Here is an 18,279-nt window from a genome sequence, read left to right on the forward strand (position 1 = left end):
ACCCCACATATTGCCGACGGGGATTTTCCTTGGACATTGATGACAACGAACCGCCGCCCGCTGGTGAGACGCCAGCACCGGGCGAGGGCGGGCAATCTGCTGCGCCATGTGGCGTGCAAGCCGCTGAGGGTGAGCCCCGTTCCGAAGAAAATTTCTCCCCCGAGCAGCGCTGGACGGCCCGCATCGCCTATGAGCATCACGGGCTTGCCACCGGCCAGATCGCCCGGCTGATCGGCACGCAACGGGCCAAGGTGGAAGCCTGGCGCATTGCCGGGGATTGGCAGGCGCGCATGCCTGCAGAATCTGAAACGGCGACCCGGACGGTGACCGCCGAGCTTGCCCGCGAAACGATGGCCGCCATCCGCCGTGATCTGGCAGCTCTTGGCCGGGAAGCGAAGGAAGCCAACACCGCGGACATTGAAAAACGGGCACGCGCCCATCTGGCACTGACAAAATCGGTGCGCGATCTGGAGGCAATGGTGAAGGATTTGGAACAGACCGCCGATGCCGGACGATATCCGACGGATGTTGTGGAATTCCGCAGCGAGCTTGAAAGACGCATTGCTGCAATTGCCGCACAGGCAACAGCGCCTTGCCCTGATTGACAGCCTTTCGCCTGGCTGGCGCGAAATGTTTCACCGCGACTGGCCGGTCTTTCTTCATGACCCCCAGCGCCCGCCGGAGGGGGACTGGCGCACCTGGCTGGCTCTTGGCGGTCGCGGGGCGGGCAAGACGCGCACGGGCGCTGAATGGCTGACCGGCATCGTGCATGAAGATCCTCATTATCTGGCCGACAGCGCCGGGCGCATCGCCCTGATCGGTGAAACCTTTCAGGATGTGCGCCAGGTGATGATCGAAGGCCAGTCCGGCCTGCTTTCAGTGCAGCGAAAGGATCGCAAACCGCAATGGATGCCCTCCCGCCGCCTGTTGCAGTGGCACAATGGCGCCGTCGCACAGGTCTTTTCGGCAAACGATCCCGACGGGCTGCGCGGCAACCAGTTCGGTTTGGCCTGGTGCGATGAACTTGCGAAGTGGCCCTATCTTGAAGCCACCTGGAACATGCTGCAGTTCTGCCTGCGGCTGGGCGCTTCGCCCCGGCAACTGGTCACCACCACGCCGCGCCCCCTGCGGCTGTTGAAGAAGCTGGTTGCCGATCCAAATACCGCGGTGACGCGGTCGGCGACGCTGGATAACCGGCACCATCTGGCCAGCAGCTTTCTGGCCTTCGTTACCGGCGAATATGGCGGTACCCGGCTTGGCCGGCAGGAAATAGAAGGTGAAATCATCGAACAGGCGGAAGGGGCGCTATGGCGCCTCGATGCGATCGATGCGCTGCGGCTGAAGCATGCGCCGCCGCTGATGCGCATCGTCATCGCTGTCGATCCGCCGGCGTCTTCGTCGCAGACATCCGATGCTTGCGGCATCGTTGCCGCCGGAAAGGCCGCAGATGGCATTTGCTACGTGCTGGCCGATGCCACCCTTGAAAGCGCCCGCCCGGAAGAATGGGCCAATGCCGTTGCCTGCCTCTATCGCCGCCTTGATGCCGATTGCGTCGTGGCGGAGGTCAACCAGGGCGGCGAGATGGTGCGCAGCGTGCTGATGCAGGCGGACGCGTCCCTGCCGGTGCACATGGTGCGCGCCAGCCGGGGCAAGTGGCTGCGGGCCGAACCCGTTGCCATGCTCTATGCCCGCGGCAGGGTGCGCCATGCCGGCACCTTCCGGCAGCTGGAAGACCAGATGTGTGACTTTACCGCCGACGGACTTGCCGGTGGACGCTCGCCAGACAGGCTCGATGCGCTGGTCTGGGCGCTGCACGAACTGGTGCTGAAAAACCGTGGCGAACCGAAAATCCGCGCCACCTGAAAACACGGGAAATCTGATGAATGCTCTGACGACCTGGCTTCGCCGGCCCGGCTGGCTGACACGCCGCCATGATGATCCCCGGCTGGAAACCAAGCAGGCGATTAACCCGCTGATCGCGCTGCAGGGCCTTGCCGAGGCAAGCTGGGGCGAAGGCAGCTATGCCGGGCTTTCCCGCGACGGCTATCTCGCCAATCCCGTGGTGCATCGCTGCGTGCGCATGATCGCCGAGGCAGCCGGCTCCATGCCATGGCTGTTGTATGAAGCCGGGGAGGAGTTGCAGACCCATCCGCTGCTCGATCTGCTCAACCGGCCCAATCCCTGGCGTCCCGGCGCTGCGTTTTTCGACAGTCTTTATTGCGGCCTGCTGATCGCCGGCAATGCCTATGTGCAGCGCATCGATCTTGAAGGCCAGCCCCGCGAACTGCACCTGTTGCGCGCTGACCGCATCTCGCTGCTCAACGGGGAAGATGGCTGGCCGGAGACGTATGAATATGCTGTCAACGGGCGCAAGACCCGGTTTGAAGCCGGGGGCGCCAATGCGCCCTTGCTGCACCTGTCGCTATATAATCCGCTCGATGACTTTGAGGGAACCTCGCCCCTGCGGGCAGCCCACATGGCGCTTGAAATTCACAACGCGGCAAGCCGCTGGAACAAGGCTTTGCTCGACAATTCGGCGCGCCCTTCCGGCGCGCTGGTCTATTCGGGCGCTGAAAACACCAACCTGACCGACGAACAATTCGAACGCCTGAAGGGTGAACTGGAAGATGGTTATACGGGCGCCAACAGGGCAGGGCGGCCAATGCTGCTGGAAGGCGGCCTGGACTGGAAGCCGATGGGGTTCAGCCCAAAGGACATGGATTTCATGGATGCCCGCAACGGCGCAGCGCGAGACATAGCGCTGGCCTTTGGCGTGCCGCCCATGTTGCTCGGCATACCGGGCGATAACACCTATTCCAACTATCAGGAGGCAAACCGCGCCTTCTGGCGCCAGACCGTTCTGCCGCTGGTGCTGCGCGTTGCCGCCGCGCTGCAGAACTGGCTGGGCCCCGCCTGGGCAGAGGGTCTTCGGCTCGATGTGGACCGCGACGCCATTGAGGCGCTTTCCGCGGACCGCGACGCCCTGTGGAAGCGGGTCAATGAAGCGCAATTCCTCAGCGACGACGAAAAACGCGAGGCCACGGGGTATGGCAGACTGGATGACGATGCCGCGCTTTGATGTTTCCCTATCATGGCTGCCTGCAGAACTGCCCGAACAGATATTGCTCTGGATGGCGAAGGCGACCGGCGCGGTCCTCGGATCGGCAATTTCCATTGCCTATGTGTTGCCGAGAGGCCGGCGCGAGGCAGCCGTGCGGTTTTTGACGGGCGTTTCCGTTGGCATTGTGTTCGGCCCGGTGGTCAGCACCAGCCTTGTCCGGCGGCTGGGTCTCGAAGACGGCCTTTCACGTTTTGAAGTGGCACTGATGGGTGCTGCAGGTGCCAGCCTCGCCGCCTGGTGGGCACTGGGCGCGCTACAGCGGTTTTTCGACACGCGCTTTGTGCGGCGCGGCAAATAGTTCCAAATCACGGAGTTCTGCATGAAACAGGATCGCCTGCTCGATCTGCGGGAGATGAAGCGTGTCCCCGCCGATATGGGAAGCGTGCGCCTTGATGGCACGTTCGAGGGCTATGCCAGCATTTTCAACGAGGTCGATCTCGGCAACGATGTGGTTGCCCCGGGTGCCTTCACCGCTTCGCTTGCGCAGCGCGGGCCTTCCGGCATCCGCATGCTCTTTCAGCACGATGCGGCTGAACCCATCGGCACCTGGGAAAAGGTTGAGGAAACACCCCAGGGTCTGAAGGTGCGTGGCCGCCTTGCCCTGGCAACCCAGAAGGGCAGGGAAGTGCACGAGTTGATGCGCGCGAGTGCCATCGACGGGCTTTCCATCGGTTTTCGTACCATCCGCGCCCGCCAGGACCGCACCACCGGCGCGCGGCGCATTCTTGAAGCCGATCTTTGGGAAATCTCCGTCGTCACCTTTCCCATGCAGGAAAGCGCCCGCGTCGATAACGTCAAACGGGTCTGGCCCGGCCTGAACCAAGACCCGGCCCTTCCCTCCATTCGGGAATTTGAGCGCTGGCTCGTGCGGGATGCCGGGCTTTCGCGCAGCGATGCCAGACGGGTGATCACCAAGGGCTATCGCAACTGCCTCAACCGGCGCGATGCGGCTGGCAGCTCACCGGGCATGCCGTCAGGCGATCTGGCAGCGCACATTCGTGCTGCCGCCTCGCTTCTGCACAACGGCGCCCGCCACACCAACCCACAAGGATGTTGATATGAAAACCAGGAAAACAAACGGAAAACCTGCCGGTCCGGCCCGCAAAGCCGGGACCGGGATGAAAGCGGCGCCTGAAATCAAGGCCTTCTCGCGCAAGGACGAGGCGGTCGCGGCTGTGCCTGTCATTGCCGCTCAGCCGCAGGCTTCCCCCGCCCAGGACGTTGCCGAAGCCTTTGACGAATTCATGCTTGCCTTCGAAGCATTTCGTCAGGCAAACGACGAGCGGCTGGCTCAGGTCGAAAATCAGGTTGGCGCCGATCCGCTCACCACCGAAAAGATGAACCGCATCAACACCGCGCTTGATGAGCACAAGCGGGTGATGGACCACCTGTTGCTGAAGCAGCAGCGCCCCGGTGCGCAACGCAGCGGTGCACTCACCCTTGCCGGCATCGAGCACAAAAACGCCTTCGAGGGCTATGTCCGCAAGGGCAATGAGACCGGTCTTCGCCGCTTCGAGGCAAAGGCGATGTCTTACGGCTCCGACCCCGATGGCGGATTTCTCGTGCCCGATGAAACCGCGCAGGAAATCGGCCGCCGCCTGGCAAACATCTCCCCGGTCCGCTCCGTTGCTTCCGTGCGCACGGTGTCTTCTTCCATGTACAAGAAGCCCTTCGCGGTCACTGGCCCTGCTACCGGATGGGTCGCCGAAACTGACGTTCGCGCCCAGACGGCAACGCCTTCTCTTTCCGAACTGCAGTTCCCCACCATGGAACTTTATGCCATGCCGGCGGCAACCTCGACCCTGCTGGACGATGCCGCAGTCAACATCGACGAGTGGCTGGCCCAGGAGGTGGAGATCGCCTTTGCCGAACAGGAAAGCGCAGCCTTTATCAATGGCGATGGCGTAAACAAGCCCAAGGGTCTGCTCGACAATCCCGCCGTCGATGAAGGCGCCTGGAGCTGGGGCAATCTCGGCTATGTGGCAACCGGCGCCGATGGCGATTTTGCAGCATCCGATCCTTCCGACACGCTGGTCGATACCATCTATGCGCTGAAGGCCGGCTACCGGCAGAACGCCAACTGGATGATGAATCGCCGCACCCAGGCGGAAATCCGCAAGCTCAAGGATGCCGACGGAAACTATCTGTGGCAGCCACCGGCTGCCGTCGGGGAAAAGGCCATGCTGATGGGCTTCCCCGTGCTTGAGGCTGAAGACATGCCGGACATTGCCAGCGACAGCCTGCCGGTTGCCTTCGGTGACTTTGCCCGTGGCTATCTGGTGGTGGACCGCGCCGGTGTCCGGGTTCTGCGCGACCCGTATTCTGCCAAGCCTTATGTCCTGTTCTACACCACCAAACGTGTCGGTGGCGGAGTCCAGGATTTCGACGCCATCAAGCTCGTCAAGTTCGGTACCGCCTAAGTCCTCCCCTCCCGGGACTTTTCACAGGCCGCCCCCTCCAGCGGCCCGGTACCGTTCGGCCCTGCTCCGGAACCGCCCACTGTCCCATGACAGCCGGGGCAGGGCCATTTTCTTTTCTGCAGGAAGTTTTACATGGCAATCACACGCCTTTCAGCGCCGCTTGCGGCGGTTTTGACGCTTGAGGAAGTCAAACGGCATCTGCGCATCGAGCACGATGACGACGATGCCTATCTGACGGATCTCATCGCCCAATCGACCGATCACCTTGAAAGCATTTCAGGCCTGCGGCTGATCACCCAGACCTGGCGGCAGTATCTGGATGCAATGCCCAAGGGACGCTGCCTGCGTCTTGCCGTTCAACCGGTGCAGTCGATCATGGAAATGAGGGTATATGGGGAGACGGGCAGTCCGCAGACGGTATCGCCTGTCAATCTGGAGCTTGACCGGGTGTCCAGCCCGCCGCGGCTGGTGGTGCATGAGGCAGTTCAGCCCGCAAGGGCCGTCAACGGCATCGAGATCGACATGGAAGCAGGCTTTGGTGACACACCGGCCGATATACCCGACAGCCTGCGCCGCGCATTGCTGCTGCTTGTTGGCCATGCCTATGAGTTCCGGGGCGCCGTTCCCCTGGAGCAGCAGCCGGCGTGCGAACCGCACGGCTTTCGCACCCTGATCGCACCCTTTCGGGGGATCGGGCTTTGAACGGCCATGCCTTTCTGCAGGCGGGCAGTTTTTCCGTCCGCCTGACGCTGCAGCAGCGCCAGGAAACCGACGATGGCGCCGGGGGCTTTGCTTCGCTGTGGCAGAATCTGGACCCGGTTTGGGCCCGCATCATCCCGGTCGAGGGGATCGTTGCCCATTCCGCCGCCAATCTCGGCCATGCCATTACCCATTGGATTTACATTCGGATGAACAATTCTGTCCGCCCCGGCATGCGGTTCGTCAAGGGTGCCCGCATCTTCGACGTCGATACCGTCCACGACCCCGACGAGACCGGGCGCTATCTCGTCTGCAAGGTGGTGGAACGTTCATGAAACCGGCTTATCGCATCACCGGTAATGATCTGCAGGACCTGCTGAAGCGCCTTGCAAGGCAGCCTGAAACGGTTTCGCACCGCAAGCCCGGCAGCCGCAATGGCGAACGTCCGGACCGGGCAGCGCGCAGGCGTGTTCCTACCAGGCAGGGAGCCGGAAAATGACGGCCGCGCTCGAACTCCAAATGGCTATTGTTTCGGCCCTTCGACAATCTACCGCCCTCACCGCCTTGCTGGGCGGAGCGCATATCTATGACGATGTGCCCGATGCCCGCCGTCCGCCCTACGTGGTGATCGGTCCGGTCGAAACCCTCGATTGGAGCACATCGACGGAAGCAGGCGAAGAGCATTTCATCGACGTGGCCATCTGGTCGCTGGCCAATGGCCGCAAGGCTGTGGTGTCCATGGCAGCCGAAATCAGAACCACTCTCTCATCGTTGCCGCGAACCCTTGCCGGACACGTCCTTGTCAACCTCACCCATGAATCAACCCGCAGCCAGGCCGGGTCAAACGACCGGCACTTCAGGGCGGTCGTGACCTTTCGTGCGGTGACCGAGCCTTTGACCTGACCGCAATTGCACCAAGGAGCCTGAACCATGACTGCTCAAAGAGGCAGAGACCTGCTGCTCAAAATCGACGATGGAACGGGAACCTTCGTCACCGTCGCCGGCCTGCGCTCCCGCCAGATCGCGCTCAATGCCGAGACGGTCGACATCACCGATTCTGAGTCTGCCGGGCGCTGGCGCGAACTGCTGTCCGGTGCAGGCCTTAAGCGGGCATCGATCAACGGCTCCGGTATTTTCAAGGATGCTGCTTCCGATGCCCTGGTGCGGGAGGTGTTTTTTGATGGCACGACACCAATCTGGCAGATCATCGTGCCGGATTTCGGAGAACTCGCCGGTCCCTTCCAGATTACCGCCCTTGAATATAGCGGGCAGCACAATGGCGAGGTTGCCTTCGAACTGGTGATGGAGTCGGCCGGCCAGATCCTGTTCGAGGCTGCATAATGACCAACCGGCATCGCGGTGAAATCGTGGCGGAACTCGATGGCCGCCGCTGGACCCTGTGTCTTACGCTCGGTGCATTGGCCGAGCTTGAAACCCACTTCAAGGCCGCAAGCCTTACAGAACTGGCGCAGGCCTTTGCCGGCCGTCCGCTGTCTGCCGGTGATCTCATTGCCATTCTGGCGGCCGGCCTTCGCGGTGGCGGCCATGATCTTGCCGATGAGGACGTTGCCGAAATGCGTCACGGCGAGGGGCCAGAAGGCTTCGCCGGCATCGTTGCCGAATTGCTGCAAGCGACCTTCAGAACAGGAGCGGCGAAAGGTTCACCGGATGATGCCGGCGCAAAATGATGACTGGTGGGCGTCGGCATTCCGCTTTGCCGTGCTTCAGGCTGGCCTTGCGCCGGGCGAGTTCTGGCGCCTTAGCCTTGCGGAACTGGCAGCACTTGCCGGAACGCCAGGAGCGCCTGATCTGCCCAGCCGCAAAGCGCTGGAAGATTTGATGCAGGCCCACCCCGATTTGCCGACCGCCAACCCCAAGCGCCAGGACACGCTCTAGATGCCTGAAAGCCGTCAAACCCCGGACCGCTATCAAACCCCGGACCGCTATCAAACCTATGTCGTCGATGCCGACATACGGGGGTTTGAAGCAGCCATGAAAGCTGCCAGCGACAGCACCCGAAATTTCGGCAGTGTCTTTACCACCACGCTCAAAAGCGCGGTGACTTCCGGAAAGTCGCTGGAAGACACTTTGCGCGCCCTCGCGATGCGGCTGTCCACCCTGGCGCTCAACAGTGCGCTGGCACCCATCGAGAAAGGGATTTCCGGCACTGTTAACGCGTTGCTGCAGAACATGCTGACAGCAAAGCCTTATGCCAGGGGCGGTGCGTTTTCGGGAGGCGCGGCGATTGACGCCTTTGCAAGGGGCGGGGTTGTTTCCGGCCCCACGCTGTTTTCGCATCGCGGCGGAATGGGCGTGATGGGAGAGGCGGGGGCAGAAGCCGTTCTTCCCCTCTCCCGTGGCGCCGACGGCCGTCTTGGCGTGGCAGCAGACGGTGCCGCTGCTCCCGTCAATGTGGTGTTCAACGTCCAGGCCCGCGATGCGGAAAGTTTCCGGCGTTCAGAATCCCAGATGACGGCCATGCTGGCGCGGGCCGTGCGCCGTGGCAGCCGAAGCCTCTGACAAAGACCGGAGCAGAACAAACCGATGCCGCAGATTACAGCATTCCACGAAGTTCGGTTTCCGACCGCCATCGCGCTTGGCTCGACCGGCGGGCCGGAGCGGCGCACGGAAGTTGTCACGCTCGGGTCCGGCCGCGAGCAGCGTAATCAGCGCTGGGCCCGATCCCGCCGTCGCTACAACGCCGGTTATGGTGTCAAGACGCTGGATGATCTGTCGGAAGTCATCGCCTTTTTCGAGGCCCGGCGCGGCCGCCTCCATGGCTTCCGTTTCCGTGATCCCCTTGACAACAAGTCATGCCCGCCAGGCGGCACGGTTCAGCCGGTCGATCAGTTCATTGGTGTTGGTGACGGATCCAGCGCCGCTTTTCAGTTGGCCAAGAACTATGGCGAGGGCAGCGAAGCCTATCAGCGCGATATCCTCAAACCCGTAGAAGACAGCGTCAGCGTGGCTGTGGAAGGCATCATCAAGGTGGAAGGTCTTGATTATACGATCGACCATTCCACCGGCGTGGTTACTTTTATCCCGGGCAGGCAGCCCCAATCGGGAGAACAGGTCCATGCCGGGTTCGAATTCGATGTGCCGGTTCGCTTCGATGCCGACGAGATCGCGGTCAACATGAAGACATTTCTCGCCGGTGATATCGCCTCTATCCCGATCGTGGAGATTTTCCCGTGAAGGAACTGACGCCTGAATTTCAGGACCATCTCGATGGCGAGGTAACGGCCCTGTGCAATTGCTGGCAGATTCACCGCACCGATGGCGTGATCATGGGCTTTACCGATCACGACCGGGATATTGTCTTCGATACCATCACGCATCATGCGCATACGGGGCTTGAGGCAAGCGATGTGGAAACGACCAGCAGCCTGACGCCCGACAACCACGAAATTGCCGGAGCCCTGTCGAGCGCCGCTATCTCGGAAGCCGACATCGCCGCACGCATCTATGATGGTGCCCGTGTAGCCCACTATATTGTCAACTGGTCTGCACCCGGCGAACGGGTCCGCATGCACACCTATCTGATCAGCGAGATAACCCGGGAGGACGGCGCCTTCCGGGCCGAGCTGAAAAGCATCGCCGCCTTGCTCGATCAGATACGCACCCGCCGTTACGAGCGTCACTGCAGTGCACGGCTTGGCGATGGCGATTGCGGTGTCGATTTGACCGCCGGGCTGACGGACACCGGAACCATCGCCGAAATCGTGGGCGAAACGATCTGGCATGTCGCCGATCTGCCTGAACGGGTCGAGGGCTGGTATGCAGGTGGCTTGGTTTCCCTGCCGGATGATGGCGGAAAGAACCTCCAGATCGTCAGCGACCGACGGCTTGAAAACGGCAACCGTTCATTCGAATTCTGGTCAGCGCCGGTTGAGGCGGTCTCCGCACAAGATGCGTTTTCCGTCACACCCGGTTGCGACAAGCGGTTCGAGACCTGCCGCAAGAAATTTGCCAATGGTCTTAATTTCCGCGGCTTTCCCCACATGCCCACGGCGGAATTCATTTCCGCCTATGCTTCAAACGCCAGGAACATGGATGGCGGTCCGCTGTTCGAATGACCAGGGATGAACTGACCCGGTTGATCCTCGTTGAATGCGAGGCATGGATCGGCACGCCTTACTGCCACCAGGCTTCCTGCAAGGGGGTGGGATGCGACTGTCTTGGCCTGTTGCGGGGCCTGTGGCGGTTTCTATATGGAAGCGAACCTGAGGCAATGCCCGCCTATACCGGCGACTGGGGCGAGACGGATGGCGGTGACCCCCTGCTGGAAGCAGCCTTTCGGCATCTTCTTAAGGCAGATAGCGCGCAACCGGCCGATGTTGTCCTGTTCCGCTGGACTGATCAACTGCCGGCCAAGCATGTTGCCGTCATGACAGCTTCGGATGCGTTCATTCACGCCTGTGAACATTCAGGCGTGACCCGTGCCCGGCTGGGCTCGCACTGGCGCAGGAAAATGGCCGGGGTGTTCCGCTTTCCCCTGCCGGCTGAAATCACCATGAAATCGGATCGCTGACCATGGCAACGGTTGTTTTGCAGGTCGCCGGAGCTGCCATTGGTGGCGCCATCGGCGGTCCTTTCGGTGCGATGCTGGGGCGTGCTGCCGGTGCAGCCGCCGGCTATTCCATCGACCGGAAACTGTTTTCCGGCGAACAGGTCATCGACGATGGCCGTCTGGATGAAACAAGGTTCCTGGCAGCCAACGAGGGTGAATCTGTTCCCCGTGCCTATGGCCGTGTGCGCCTTGGCGGGCAAATCATCTGGGCGACGCGGTTCAGGGAAGTCCGCAAGAAGAAAAAGCAGAGTGGCGGCAAGGGCGGCGGCCCCAAAACCACGACCACCACCTATTCCTACTACGCCAATTTCGCCATTGGCATCTGCGAAGGCGAAATCGCCCATTTCGGACGCATATGGGCCGACGGGACCGAACTCGACCGTACCAGATATACGATCCGCCTTTACCGCGGCACTTCGGACCAGCTTCCCGATCCCCTGATCGAGGCAAAGCAGGGATACGGGCTCGCACCGGCATTTCGTGGAATGGCCTATGCGGTCTTCGAGAACTTCCCGATTGCAGATTATGGCAATCGCATTCCGCAAGTCAGCTTCGAGGTAATCCGCTCCGTTGCTGCCGCCGACAGGGAAATCCGCTCGGTAAACCTGATCCCTGGTGCCACGGAATTCGGATATTCCCCGCACCTGGTTGCCAGCAATCACCGGGGGAGACACACGAGCGAGAACCGCCACACTCTGGTTGCCCGGACAGACTGGCAGGCATCGCTTGATGAACTGCAGGCGCTGTGCCCAAATCTTCAATCCGTCAATCTGGTGGTTGCCTGGTATGGCAATGATCTGAGAGCCGGACACTGTTCGATAGAGCCGCGGGTAACCCATCACGATCCGGCACGTGCGGCCTGGAGCGTCAGCGGCGCGGGAAGGCTCGGTGTCAACCGTGTCAGCCAGATCGACGGACGGGCGGCTTTTGGTGGCACGCCGGACGATGCCTCGCTGGTCGCGGCGATCCAGGACCTGAAAGCCCGCGGATTGAAGGTAATCTTCTATCCCTTCATCATGTTGGATATTCCACCGGAAAACGGGCTGCCGGACCCTTATGGCGCGTCAGAGCAGCCGGCCTTTCCCTGGCGCGGACGCATTACCTGTCACCCCGCACCGGGTCTGACCGGCAGTCCGGATCAAACCGCCGGCGTTTCCGCGGAAATCTCCTCTCTTCTGGGGCCGGCACAACCGCAGCACTTTACCGTTGCAGGCAGCAGCGTTGCCTATAGCGGGCCTGACAGCTGGGGCCTTCGCCGCATGATCCTGCACTATGCCCATCTTTGCCAAATCGCAGGCGGTGTTGACGGGTTCCTGATCGGTTCGGAATTGCGTGCCCTGACCAGATTGCGGGACGATACCGGTGCGTTTGCCTTCGTTGCCGCGCTTAAAACTCTCGCAGGTGAAGTGCGCTCCATTTGCGGTCCTCAAACCGCGATCAGCTATGCGGCGGACTGGAGTGAGTATTTCGGCTATCACCCGCCGGGGCCGCACAACGATGTTCTGTTCAACCTCGACTCTCTCTGGGCCGATGCGAACGTCGATTTCATCGCCATCGACAATTACATGCCGCTATCCGACTGGCATGAAACGGGTGATCCCGGCCTTACGGACCAGCACGCCCTGCATGACAAGGCTTATCTGCAGGCAAACATCCAGGGGGGAGAGGGACATGACTGGTATTACCAAAATGCGGCCGATCGCGCTTCGGGCATCAGAACGCCAATCACGGACGGGTTGGGCGAACCCTGGGTCTGGTCTTGCAAGAACCTTAAGGACTGGTGGGCAAACCAGCACTTTGAGCGTATTGGCGGCGTGCGTTCCAGCGAGGCGACCGCGTGGGTGCCAGCTTCCAAGCCCTTCTCCTTCACCGAGCTTGGCTGTCCGGCAATCAACCGTGGCACCAACCAGCCCAACCTGTTTGTCGATGCCAAGTCGTCGGAATCTGCCGTGCCGTATTTTTCAAAGCGCGGCCGCGACGATCTTCTGCCTCTGCGCTATGCGCAAGCACATCTGGAATACTGGTCCCCGGACTATCCCGATGCCGATAGTGTCAATCCCGTTTCGCCAAGCCATGGCGGGCGCATGGTCACCCCGTCCGCCATCAGTTTGTGGGCCTGGGATACCCGGCCCTATCCCGCTTTCCCCGAGACACAGAATGTCTGGAGCGATGGAGAGAACTGGTATCGCGGCCATTGGCTAAACGGACGGCTGGGAACCTGCCCGCTGGACGATCTGATAACCGCTCTGTTTGCCGACCTTGGTTTGGCGCCGCCGCAATGCGCCGCGGACGGCCACCTGACGGGCTTTGTGGTCAAGGGCGGCGCCTCCCTGCGCGACGTGCTGGAACCTCTGCTCGCCACGTTCAATCTGGCAGTGGGAGAGCGGGAAGGCACACTGGTATTTAAAGGCAAGGGCCGCCTCAAAACGCTTGAAGTACCGGCTGAGGATCTGGTTCTCGAAGACGATGTCCCGGCAATCGCCGAAACCCAGGCCGGTGAAAACACGCTGCCTGCAAAGATCGTTGTCACCCATGGCGAGGTGGAGAGCGGCTATAACAGCGTGACGACCACCAGCCGGATGCTCGATACCGCAAGCGAGCACGAAATGGCGATCGAACTGCCCGCGGTATGGGCGCGCGATGGGGCGGAGGCAGCAGCCACCGCCCGGCTACGGGACTATTGGGCTGCCCGCCGCAAGCAGCAATTTTCGGTTTCGGGCAAATGGCTTGCCCTTGAAGCGGGCGATGTCGTTACAACCGGGCAAGGTGAACTGTATCAAATCCGTTCTGCAAGCCATGGCAGGATAAAGGCTGTTGAAGCGACACGCTTTACCCGTTTTGAGGAAGCAGCCCAATGGACGGGGGCGTCGGTAGCGCCGGTGCAGGATGCCCTTTATGCAGGAGCGCCGCGGGCCGTCATGATCAACCTGCCGCTGGCACAGGGCGAGTCTTCGCCCGTGCCCCGACTGTATGCGGCAGTTTATGCCGAGCCATGGTCCGGCAGTTACATCATTGAAAGTTCCCCCGGTTCAAGCGGGTTCGAGCCTGTCGCGACGGTCCAAGGCGGCGCCACCTTCATGGAGCTTTTGGAGCCGTTGGCGCCGGGTCCCCTTGGCCGCTGGGATCGCGCTGCAAGGCTGCGCGTGAAGCTCTATGGCAGCGAATTGGAATCCCTCGATAAGCTTTTGGTATTTTCAGGGCGAAACGCGGTTGCGGTGGAAACCCAGCCCGGAGCGTTTGAGATACTGCAGTTTGCCAATGCCGAATTGACCGGCCCGGATGAATGGGTGCTCACCGGCCTCCTGCGCGGGCAATTGGGCAGTGAAGGTGAAATGGCATACGGCGCACAGGCTGGCGCGACGGCAATCGTGATCGATGAAACGCTGGTACCCGTCCCTGTTCCCGCTGCCCATACCGGCTTGGCGCTCAACTACCGCATCCTGCCGGCGGGCGATCTGCCCGGTGCAGACAGCACGGTGGCAGTGACGGCTGTCTGTTCGGCCCTGGGCGCCAGACCGTTGAGCCCGGCTCATTTGCGTGCCGCGAAGGTGGCCGACGCGATCGATCTAGCCTGGATACGGCGATCGCGACTGGAAGGCGACAACTGGGAAATTCCCGAGCCGCCGCTCGATGCGGACAGCGAACGCTATCGCGTCACCATTCGCGATCAGCAGGAAAACGTGCTGCGCCAATGGGAAGTACATGCGGCCACTGCCAGCTATGCCGACGCAGACCGGCTTTCAGATGCCGGTTCATTGCAAGCGCCGGTGATGATCGAGGTGGTGCAGCTTGCCTCCTCCGGCAGAGCTGGCCCGCCAGCGCGGTATTTCTTCACCCCCAACCCATGAAGCAAACAAAGGACAACGCCATGATTGATGAAAAACCCTGGTACTTTTCAAAAACCATCTGGGGCTCGCTCATCGCGGTTGCTTCAGCGCTCGGTTCGATGCTTGGAATTTCCCTGGATCAGGCAACCCAGGCCGAACTTGCCGACATAGTGGTGCAACTGGCGGGAGCGGCCGGGGCACTTGTCGCAATTTACGGACGCTTGGCGGCGACCGAGATCATTTCCTGACTGTGTAATGCGGCATGTTTGCTTCCTCGGTAAAACTGCTGGCAGCCATCACAAGGCTGCTGGCTGCACTGTTTGCGGCAGTCAACCGCTCCCGCCAGTTGCAATCAGCGCACCAGCGGTCTGATGAAGCGCGCAAGGCGGCGGGCTATGACCGCCTTCTAACAGCGCTCAAGGCGCGCCGCAAAGCTGCGGCAAAGTGGAAAGAACACCATGGCCAACCGGCACTTGGCCGCGCTGTGCCTGGCCGCCGCTCTTCTGACACTTAGCGGCTGTGCAAGTGGCCTCAAGCGACAGGAAGTCCGCAAGGAAATCCGCTACAGCGCTGGCGGGAACAAGGCGGAAGAATGGGTCTGTATCGCCTTCCTGCCGATTGAGTTTTCCGATGAGGATACAATACCCACCAAGGCTCAGATATTTGAGCATAACGCCGTATGGGATTCTCTGTGCCTGGACGACGTGAAATGACGTTACGTCAACGATAATTTCGCCGTTTCGTTCATTTGCGGTTCAGCCTCAGCCTGCTATTTAAGGCGCCATGAAACGAATTGTCTTTGCCCTCCTGCTTTTTCTTGTGCCGGTCCTTGCTGGCACCAGCGCGGCTGCCGATTGCACGGCGGCTGCCCAGCAGGCTGCGCGCGAGGCAAATGCGGAATTGCTGAGCGTCGAGGCATCGGGCTCCGGTTGTCAGGTAAAACTGCTCCTTCCCGGCAAAGACGGCAAGCCGCCACGGGTAGTCACCAAGAAGGTCAAGGGATAAACTCCAGCCGATTCATTTCCATGGACCTGCTCGGGACCTGCCATGCGTATCCTCATTGTAGAAGACGACAAAGACCTCAACCGACAGCTGTCGGATGCCTTCGAGGAGGCCGGTTATGTTGTCGACAAGGCCTGTGACGGCGAGGAAGGCCATTTTCTCGGCGACACCGAACCCTATGACGCGGTCGTTCTCGACATTGGCCTGCCGGAGATGGACGGGATTACCGTCCTGGAAAACTGGCGCCGCGAGGGGCGCAACATGCCGGTGCTCATCCTCACCGCTCGTGACCGCTGGAACGACAAGGTTTCTGGCATTGACGCCGGGGCGGATGATTACGTCACCAAGCCGTTTCACATCGAGGAGGTTCTGGCGCGGGTGCGTGCCCTGATCCGACGCTCTGCAGGGCATGCCGCCTCGCTGATCGAGTGTGGCAATCTGCAACTCGATACCCGAACGTCGAAGGTGACGCTTGACGGCGGCCCGGTGAAGCTGACCTCCCATGAACTGCGGCTGCTTTCCTATTTCATGCACCATCAGGACCGGGTGCTGTCGCGCACGGAACTGACCGAACATCTTTACGATCAGGACTTCGACAGGGATTCCAACACCATCGAGGTGTTCATCGGCCGGTTGCGCAAGAAACTGGGCGGCCAATACATCGAGACGGTTCGCGGCCTCGGCTATCGCCTGGTATCGGGCGAGAAGCAGGAAGAAGGCGGGGAAGCGGCGTCTTGATCCGCACCCTTTCTGCAAGGCTGTTCTTTCTTACCGCCTTGTGGGCAATCGTGGCGACGTCTGCAGTGGCGTGGTATTTGGCGGAAAGTTTTCGCACCGGTGTCGAAATCAATCTTCGCGAACGCCTGACGGCCAATCTCTACAATGTCATGGGGTCGGTGAGCCAGACCGGTGCCGGCCAGCTGACAGGTGGTCCCGACTTGCGCGATTCGCGGTTCCTGCGGCCCGGCTCCGGCTATTACTGGAAGGTCAGCAATCTTACCGGTGACGACAGTCTGAGTTCCGCCTCACTTGCCGGTGGCGTGATCGAGGTTCCCGAGGGAGCGCCGTTCGATTCCGGTTTTCAGCGCGAATTTCTGGCAAGGGATGTTGGCGGCCAGGAACTGATCGGCATTGAAGCCCGTGCCTTTCTCGGCGATGGCGATGCGCTTTATTCCTTTGTTATAACGGCAAACCGAAACGAAGCTGATGAACAGGTCAGCCAGTTCGTGCAGCGTTTGCTGATTGTGCTGTCGCTGTTCGCGCTCGGGTTTATTCTGGTCACCTTCTTTCTTGTCCGCCTGGGCCTTGACCCGATCAAACAGGCGACCGCCCGGCTGGCAGACATAAGGGAAGGAAAGGCGGAGCGGATAAGCGGCGAATTTCCCCTCGAAATCCAGCCCCTGATCGACGAAACCAATGCGCTGATTGTTTCCAACCGGAATGTTGTTGAACGTGCCCGCACCCAGGTGGGCAATCTGGCGCATTCGCTGAAAACGCCCCTGGCTGTTCTGCGCAACGAGGCTTCGCGTGCTGCGCCTGCTGTTCGTCAGGTCGTCGAACAGCAGGTTCAACTGATGCAAAGCCAGGTGCAGACCTATCTGGACCGGGCGCGGATTTCCGCCCGCAGCGGCACCGTCACCTCAAGAACGGAAATTGCCCAAAGCCTCACGCGCCTCGTCCGGGTCATGCAGAAGCTTAATCCCAACATTGATTTTACCGTTACCATCACGGCTTCTGATCCCGTATTTGCAGGCGAACAGCAGGATTTTGAGGAAATGGCCGGCAACCTGCTGGAAAATGCTGCAAAATTTGCCAGCTCCAGGGTCGAGGTCAGTGCCACCACAGCAGAAAAGGCCATCGTTTTGTCCGTCGGTGATGACGGAGACGGCATGACGCAAGCGCAGATCCGCGAGGCGGTAAAACGCGGTACACGGCTGGATGAGAGCAAACCGGGCTCCGGCCTTGGATTGTCGATTGTCCGCGACATCGCGAAAGAATATAACGGGACCCTGACCTTGGGCCGTTCGAAATTGGGCGGCCTGAACGCTGAATTGAAGTTGCCACTTGCCGGCGTGTCCCGGTGATGCCTTTGTTGGAGGGGACAGATATGGGGTTGCGTTTTCCGGTAAAGGCTGCGTTGGCCTGCGTGGTACTGATTGGTGCGCTTTCAGCGTGTGTTACGACCGGAAAAGGGCCAGGTTCGCTGCTTTCTGCAAACCTGGCTGCCACGCCTTCCGGCCAGAAACTTAATCAGTTCGCGCTCAACAAGGCGGTCTCGGCGGAGGTCAGCGCATTGGAGGCAACGCCAGCCGGTGGCGCAAAGGACTGGCGCAGCGGCAAGGCAGCATCGGGCAGGGTCTTGCCGGGGCCGCCCTTTGAAGTATCCGGCCGCATCTGCCGCCGCTATACCCATCAGATTACCGTCGATGGAACGCAATCGAGCCGTACGGAAACCGCCTGCAAGAATGAGGATGATGTCTGGCAGCCGGTCGGAGGCTGACATCGCCCATGTCTTGTCCAATGTCTTGCCCAATGTCTTTTCCCGTGTCCTGCTCGTGACCTTAAGCTGCGATGATGTGCGACTTGATGTCCGCAAATGCGGAATTAGCCTGCTGGAACTTTTTTTCCCCGTCTTTAAGC

At 60.9% G+C, this 18,279-nt stretch carries 25 protein-coding genes; all 25 read left to right on the plus strand.

What is annotated here, in order from left to right; translation table 11 throughout:
* Window positions 1–29 precede the first annotated feature (29 nt).
* The 25 genes from BVL55_RS04030 to BVL55_RS04145 all read left to right on the plus strand — a co-directional run bounded on the left by BVL55_RS04030 (window position 30) and on the right by BVL55_RS04145 (window position 18,139).
* The gene (locus BVL55_RS04030; RefSeq protein WP_075995837.1) at window positions 30–605 is read left to right on the plus strand and encodes a hypothetical protein; all 576 of its coding nucleotides are present in this window, start codon (window positions 30–32) and stop codon (window positions 603–605) included.
* A complete protein-coding gene (locus tag BVL55_RS04035; protein WP_428977279.1) occupies window positions 601–1,863 on the plus strand; it encodes a DNA-packaging protein in 1,263 nt (420 codons plus the stop codon). Before BVL55_RS04030 ends, BVL55_RS04035 begins: the two co-directional genes overlap by 5 nt.
* Window positions 1,864–1,879: 16 nt before the next feature.
* Complete coding sequence (locus BVL55_RS04040; RefSeq protein ID WP_083649353.1) at window positions 1,880–3,079, plus strand: phage portal protein; 1,200 nt, start codon at window positions 1,880–1,882, stop codon at window positions 3,077–3,079.
* Window positions 3,048–3,419: a DUF6107 family protein gene (locus BVL55_RS04045; protein WP_244530587.1), complete on the plus strand. Its 372-nt coding sequence runs from the start codon at window positions 3,048–3,050 to the stop codon at window positions 3,417–3,419. Before BVL55_RS04040 ends, BVL55_RS04045 begins: the two co-directional genes overlap by 32 nt.
* A 21-nt stretch (window positions 3,420–3,440) precedes the next feature.
* Window positions 3,441–4,178 (plus strand): HK97 family phage prohead protease, encoded by a 738-nt coding sequence (locus tag BVL55_RS04050; RefSeq protein ID WP_075995839.1) that lies wholly within the window; start codon window positions 3,441–3,443, stop codon window positions 4,176–4,178.
* Window positions 4,179–4,239: 61 nt separating this feature from the next.
* Window positions 4,240–5,541, plus strand: coding sequence for a phage major capsid protein (locus BVL55_RS04055; protein ID WP_083649621.1), 1,302 nt, complete (start codon window positions 4,240–4,242; stop codon window positions 5,539–5,541).
* A gap of 132 nt (window positions 5,542–5,673) precedes the next feature.
* Window positions 5,674–6,243, plus strand: a complete 570-nt coding sequence (locus BVL55_RS04060) for a head-tail connector protein (RefSeq protein WP_075995840.1) — start codon at window positions 5,674–5,676, stop codon at window positions 6,241–6,243.
* Window positions 6,240–6,575 (plus strand): phage head closure protein, encoded by a 336-nt coding sequence (locus BVL55_RS04065; RefSeq protein ID WP_075995841.1) that lies wholly within the window; start codon window positions 6,240–6,242, stop codon window positions 6,573–6,575. Before BVL55_RS04060 ends, BVL55_RS04065 begins: the two co-directional genes overlap by 4 nt.
* Window positions 6,572–6,739 (plus strand): hypothetical protein, encoded by a 168-nt coding sequence (locus tag BVL55_RS16375; RefSeq protein ID WP_156892408.1) that lies wholly within the window; start codon window positions 6,572–6,574, stop codon window positions 6,737–6,739. Before BVL55_RS04065 ends, BVL55_RS16375 begins: the two co-directional genes overlap by 4 nt.
* Window positions 6,736–7,143 carry a DUF3168 domain-containing protein gene (locus tag BVL55_RS04070; RefSeq protein ID WP_075995842.1) on the plus strand — a complete coding sequence of 136 codons (408 nt, stop codon included), beginning with the start codon at window positions 6,736–6,738 and terminating at the stop codon, window positions 7,141–7,143. Before BVL55_RS16375 ends, BVL55_RS04070 begins: the two co-directional genes overlap by 4 nt.
* Window positions 7,144–7,170: 27 nt before the next feature.
* Complete coding sequence (locus tag BVL55_RS04075; protein ID WP_075995843.1) at window positions 7,171–7,581, plus strand: phage major tail protein, TP901-1 family; 411 nt, start codon at window positions 7,171–7,173, stop codon at window positions 7,579–7,581.
* A complete protein-coding gene (locus tag BVL55_RS04080; protein WP_075995844.1) occupies window positions 7,581–7,928 on the plus strand; it encodes a gene transfer agent family protein in 348 nt (115 codons plus the stop codon). Before BVL55_RS04075 ends, BVL55_RS04080 begins: the two co-directional genes overlap by 1 nt.
* A complete protein-coding gene (locus tag BVL55_RS04085; RefSeq protein ID WP_075997878.1) occupies window positions 7,912–8,136 on the plus strand; it encodes a phage tail assembly chaperone in 225 nt (74 codons plus the stop codon). The genes BVL55_RS04080 and BVL55_RS04085 overlap by 17 nt, the downstream gene beginning before the upstream one ends.
* The gene (locus BVL55_RS04090) at window positions 8,137–8,760 is read left to right on the plus strand and encodes a phage tail tape measure protein (protein ID WP_075995845.1); all 624 of its coding nucleotides are present in this window, start codon (window positions 8,137–8,139) and stop codon (window positions 8,758–8,760) included.
* Window positions 8,761–8,793: 33 nt separating this feature from the next.
* Window positions 8,794–9,435, plus strand: a complete 642-nt coding sequence (locus BVL55_RS04095; RefSeq protein WP_075997879.1) for a DUF2460 domain-containing protein — start codon at window positions 8,794–8,796, stop codon at window positions 9,433–9,435.
* Window positions 9,432–10,316 carry a DUF2163 domain-containing protein gene (locus BVL55_RS04100; RefSeq protein WP_075995846.1) on the plus strand — a complete coding sequence of 295 codons (885 nt, stop codon included), beginning with the start codon at window positions 9,432–9,434 and terminating at the stop codon, window positions 10,314–10,316. Before BVL55_RS04095 ends, BVL55_RS04100 begins: the two co-directional genes overlap by 4 nt.
* Complete coding sequence (locus BVL55_RS04105; protein ID WP_075995847.1) at window positions 10,313–10,771, plus strand: NlpC/P60 family protein; 459 nt, start codon at window positions 10,313–10,315, stop codon at window positions 10,769–10,771. The genes BVL55_RS04100 and BVL55_RS04105 overlap by 4 nt, the downstream gene beginning before the upstream one ends.
* Before the next feature lie 2 nt (window positions 10,772–10,773).
* The gene (locus BVL55_RS04110; RefSeq protein ID WP_075995848.1) at window positions 10,774–14,658 is read left to right on the plus strand and encodes a baseplate multidomain protein megatron; all 3,885 of its coding nucleotides are present in this window, start codon (window positions 10,774–10,776) and stop codon (window positions 14,656–14,658) included.
* A 20-nt stretch (window positions 14,659–14,678) separates the two neighbouring features.
* Entirely contained in the window at window positions 14,679–14,885 is a 207-nt protein-coding gene (locus BVL55_RS04115; protein ID WP_075997880.1) for a hypothetical protein, read from the plus strand.
* Window positions 14,886–14,899: 14 nt separating this feature from the next.
* Complete coding sequence (locus tag BVL55_RS04120) at window positions 14,900–15,151, plus strand: hypothetical protein (RefSeq protein ID WP_075995849.1); 252 nt, start codon at window positions 14,900–14,902, stop codon at window positions 15,149–15,151.
* Window positions 15,096–15,350 (plus strand): hypothetical protein, encoded by a 255-nt coding sequence (locus tag BVL55_RS04125; protein WP_156892410.1) that lies wholly within the window; start codon window positions 15,096–15,098, stop codon window positions 15,348–15,350. Before BVL55_RS04120 ends, BVL55_RS04125 begins: the two co-directional genes overlap by 56 nt.
* A 70-nt stretch (window positions 15,351–15,420) precedes the next feature.
* A complete protein-coding gene (locus BVL55_RS04130; RefSeq protein ID WP_075995851.1) occupies window positions 15,421–15,642 on the plus strand; it encodes a hypothetical protein in 222 nt (73 codons plus the stop codon).
* A gap of 42 nt (window positions 15,643–15,684) precedes the next feature.
* Complete coding sequence (locus BVL55_RS04135; RefSeq protein WP_075995852.1) at window positions 15,685–16,377, plus strand: response regulator transcription factor; 693 nt, start codon at window positions 15,685–15,687, stop codon at window positions 16,375–16,377.
* Complete coding sequence (locus BVL55_RS04140) at window positions 16,374–17,723, plus strand: ATP-binding protein (protein ID WP_083649354.1); 1,350 nt, start codon at window positions 16,374–16,376, stop codon at window positions 17,721–17,723. Before BVL55_RS04135 ends, BVL55_RS04140 begins: the two co-directional genes overlap by 4 nt.
* A gap of 23 nt (window positions 17,724–17,746) precedes the next feature.
* Window positions 17,747–18,139, plus strand: coding sequence for an RT0821/Lpp0805 family surface protein (locus tag BVL55_RS04145; protein WP_075995854.1), 393 nt, complete (start codon window positions 17,747–17,749; stop codon window positions 18,137–18,139).
* Window positions 18,140–18,279: the final 140 nt, after the last annotated feature.

The organism is Salaquimonas pukyongi, from assembly GCF_001953055.1.
Taxonomy (GTDB): Bacteria; Pseudomonadota; Alphaproteobacteria; order Rhizobiales; family Rhizobiaceae; genus Salaquimonas; species Salaquimonas pukyongi.

Bases quoted from the DNA above. Each gene is read 5' to 3' on its own strand.
- BVL55_RS04040 (WP_083649353.1), top strand. From the start codon at position 1,880: ATGAATGCTCTGACGACCTGGCTTCGCCGGCCCGGCTGGCTGACACGC.
- BVL55_RS04045 (WP_244530587.1), top strand. From the start codon at position 3,048: ATGGCAGACTGGATGACGATGCCGCGCTTTGATGTTTCCCTATCATGG.
- BVL55_RS04050 (WP_075995839.1), top strand. From the start codon at position 3,441: ATGAAACAGGATCGCCTGCTCGATCTGCGGGAGATGAAGCGTGTCCCC.
- BVL55_RS04055 (WP_083649621.1), top strand. From the start codon at position 4,240: ATGAAAGCGGCGCCTGAAATCAAGGCCTTCTCGCGCAAGGACGAGGCG.
- BVL55_RS04060 (WP_075995840.1), top strand. From the start codon at position 5,674: ATGGCAATCACACGCCTTTCAGCGCCGCTTGCGGCGGTTTTGACGCTT.
- BVL55_RS16375 (WP_156892408.1), top strand. From the start codon at position 6,572: ATGAAACCGGCTTATCGCATCACCGGTAATGATCTGCAGGACCTGCTG.
- BVL55_RS04070 (WP_075995842.1), top strand. From the start codon at position 6,736: ATGACGGCCGCGCTCGAACTCCAAATGGCTATTGTTTCGGCCCTTCGA.
- BVL55_RS04075 (WP_075995843.1), top strand. From the start codon at position 7,171: ATGACTGCTCAAAGAGGCAGAGACCTGCTGCTCAAAATCGACGATGGA.
- BVL55_RS04080 (WP_075995844.1), top strand. From the start codon at position 7,581: ATGACCAACCGGCATCGCGGTGAAATCGTGGCGGAACTCGATGGCCGC.
- BVL55_RS04085 (WP_075997878.1), top strand. From the start codon at position 7,912: ATGCCGGCGCAAAATGATGACTGGTGGGCGTCGGCATTCCGCTTTGCC.
- BVL55_RS04090 (WP_075995845.1), top strand. From the start codon at position 8,137: ATGCCTGAAAGCCGTCAAACCCCGGACCGCTATCAAACCCCGGACCGC.
- BVL55_RS04105 (WP_075995847.1), top strand. From the start codon at position 10,313: ATGACCAGGGATGAACTGACCCGGTTGATCCTCGTTGAATGCGAGGCA.
- BVL55_RS04110 (WP_075995848.1), top strand. From the start codon at position 10,774: ATGGCAACGGTTGTTTTGCAGGTCGCCGGAGCTGCCATTGGTGGCGCC.
- BVL55_RS04115 (WP_075997880.1), top strand. From the start codon at position 14,679: ATGATTGATGAAAAACCCTGGTACTTTTCAAAAACCATCTGGGGCTCG.
- BVL55_RS04120 (WP_075995849.1), top strand. From the start codon at position 14,900: ATGTTTGCTTCCTCGGTAAAACTGCTGGCAGCCATCACAAGGCTGCTG.
- BVL55_RS04125 (WP_156892410.1), top strand. From the start codon at position 15,096: ATGGCCAACCGGCACTTGGCCGCGCTGTGCCTGGCCGCCGCTCTTCTG.
- BVL55_RS04130 (WP_075995851.1), top strand. From the start codon at position 15,421: ATGAAACGAATTGTCTTTGCCCTCCTGCTTTTTCTTGTGCCGGTCCTT.
- BVL55_RS04135 (WP_075995852.1), top strand. From the start codon at position 15,685: ATGCGTATCCTCATTGTAGAAGACGACAAAGACCTCAACCGACAGCTG.
- BVL55_RS04145 (WP_075995854.1), top strand. From the start codon at position 17,747: ATGGGGTTGCGTTTTCCGGTAAAGGCTGCGTTGGCCTGCGTGGTACTG.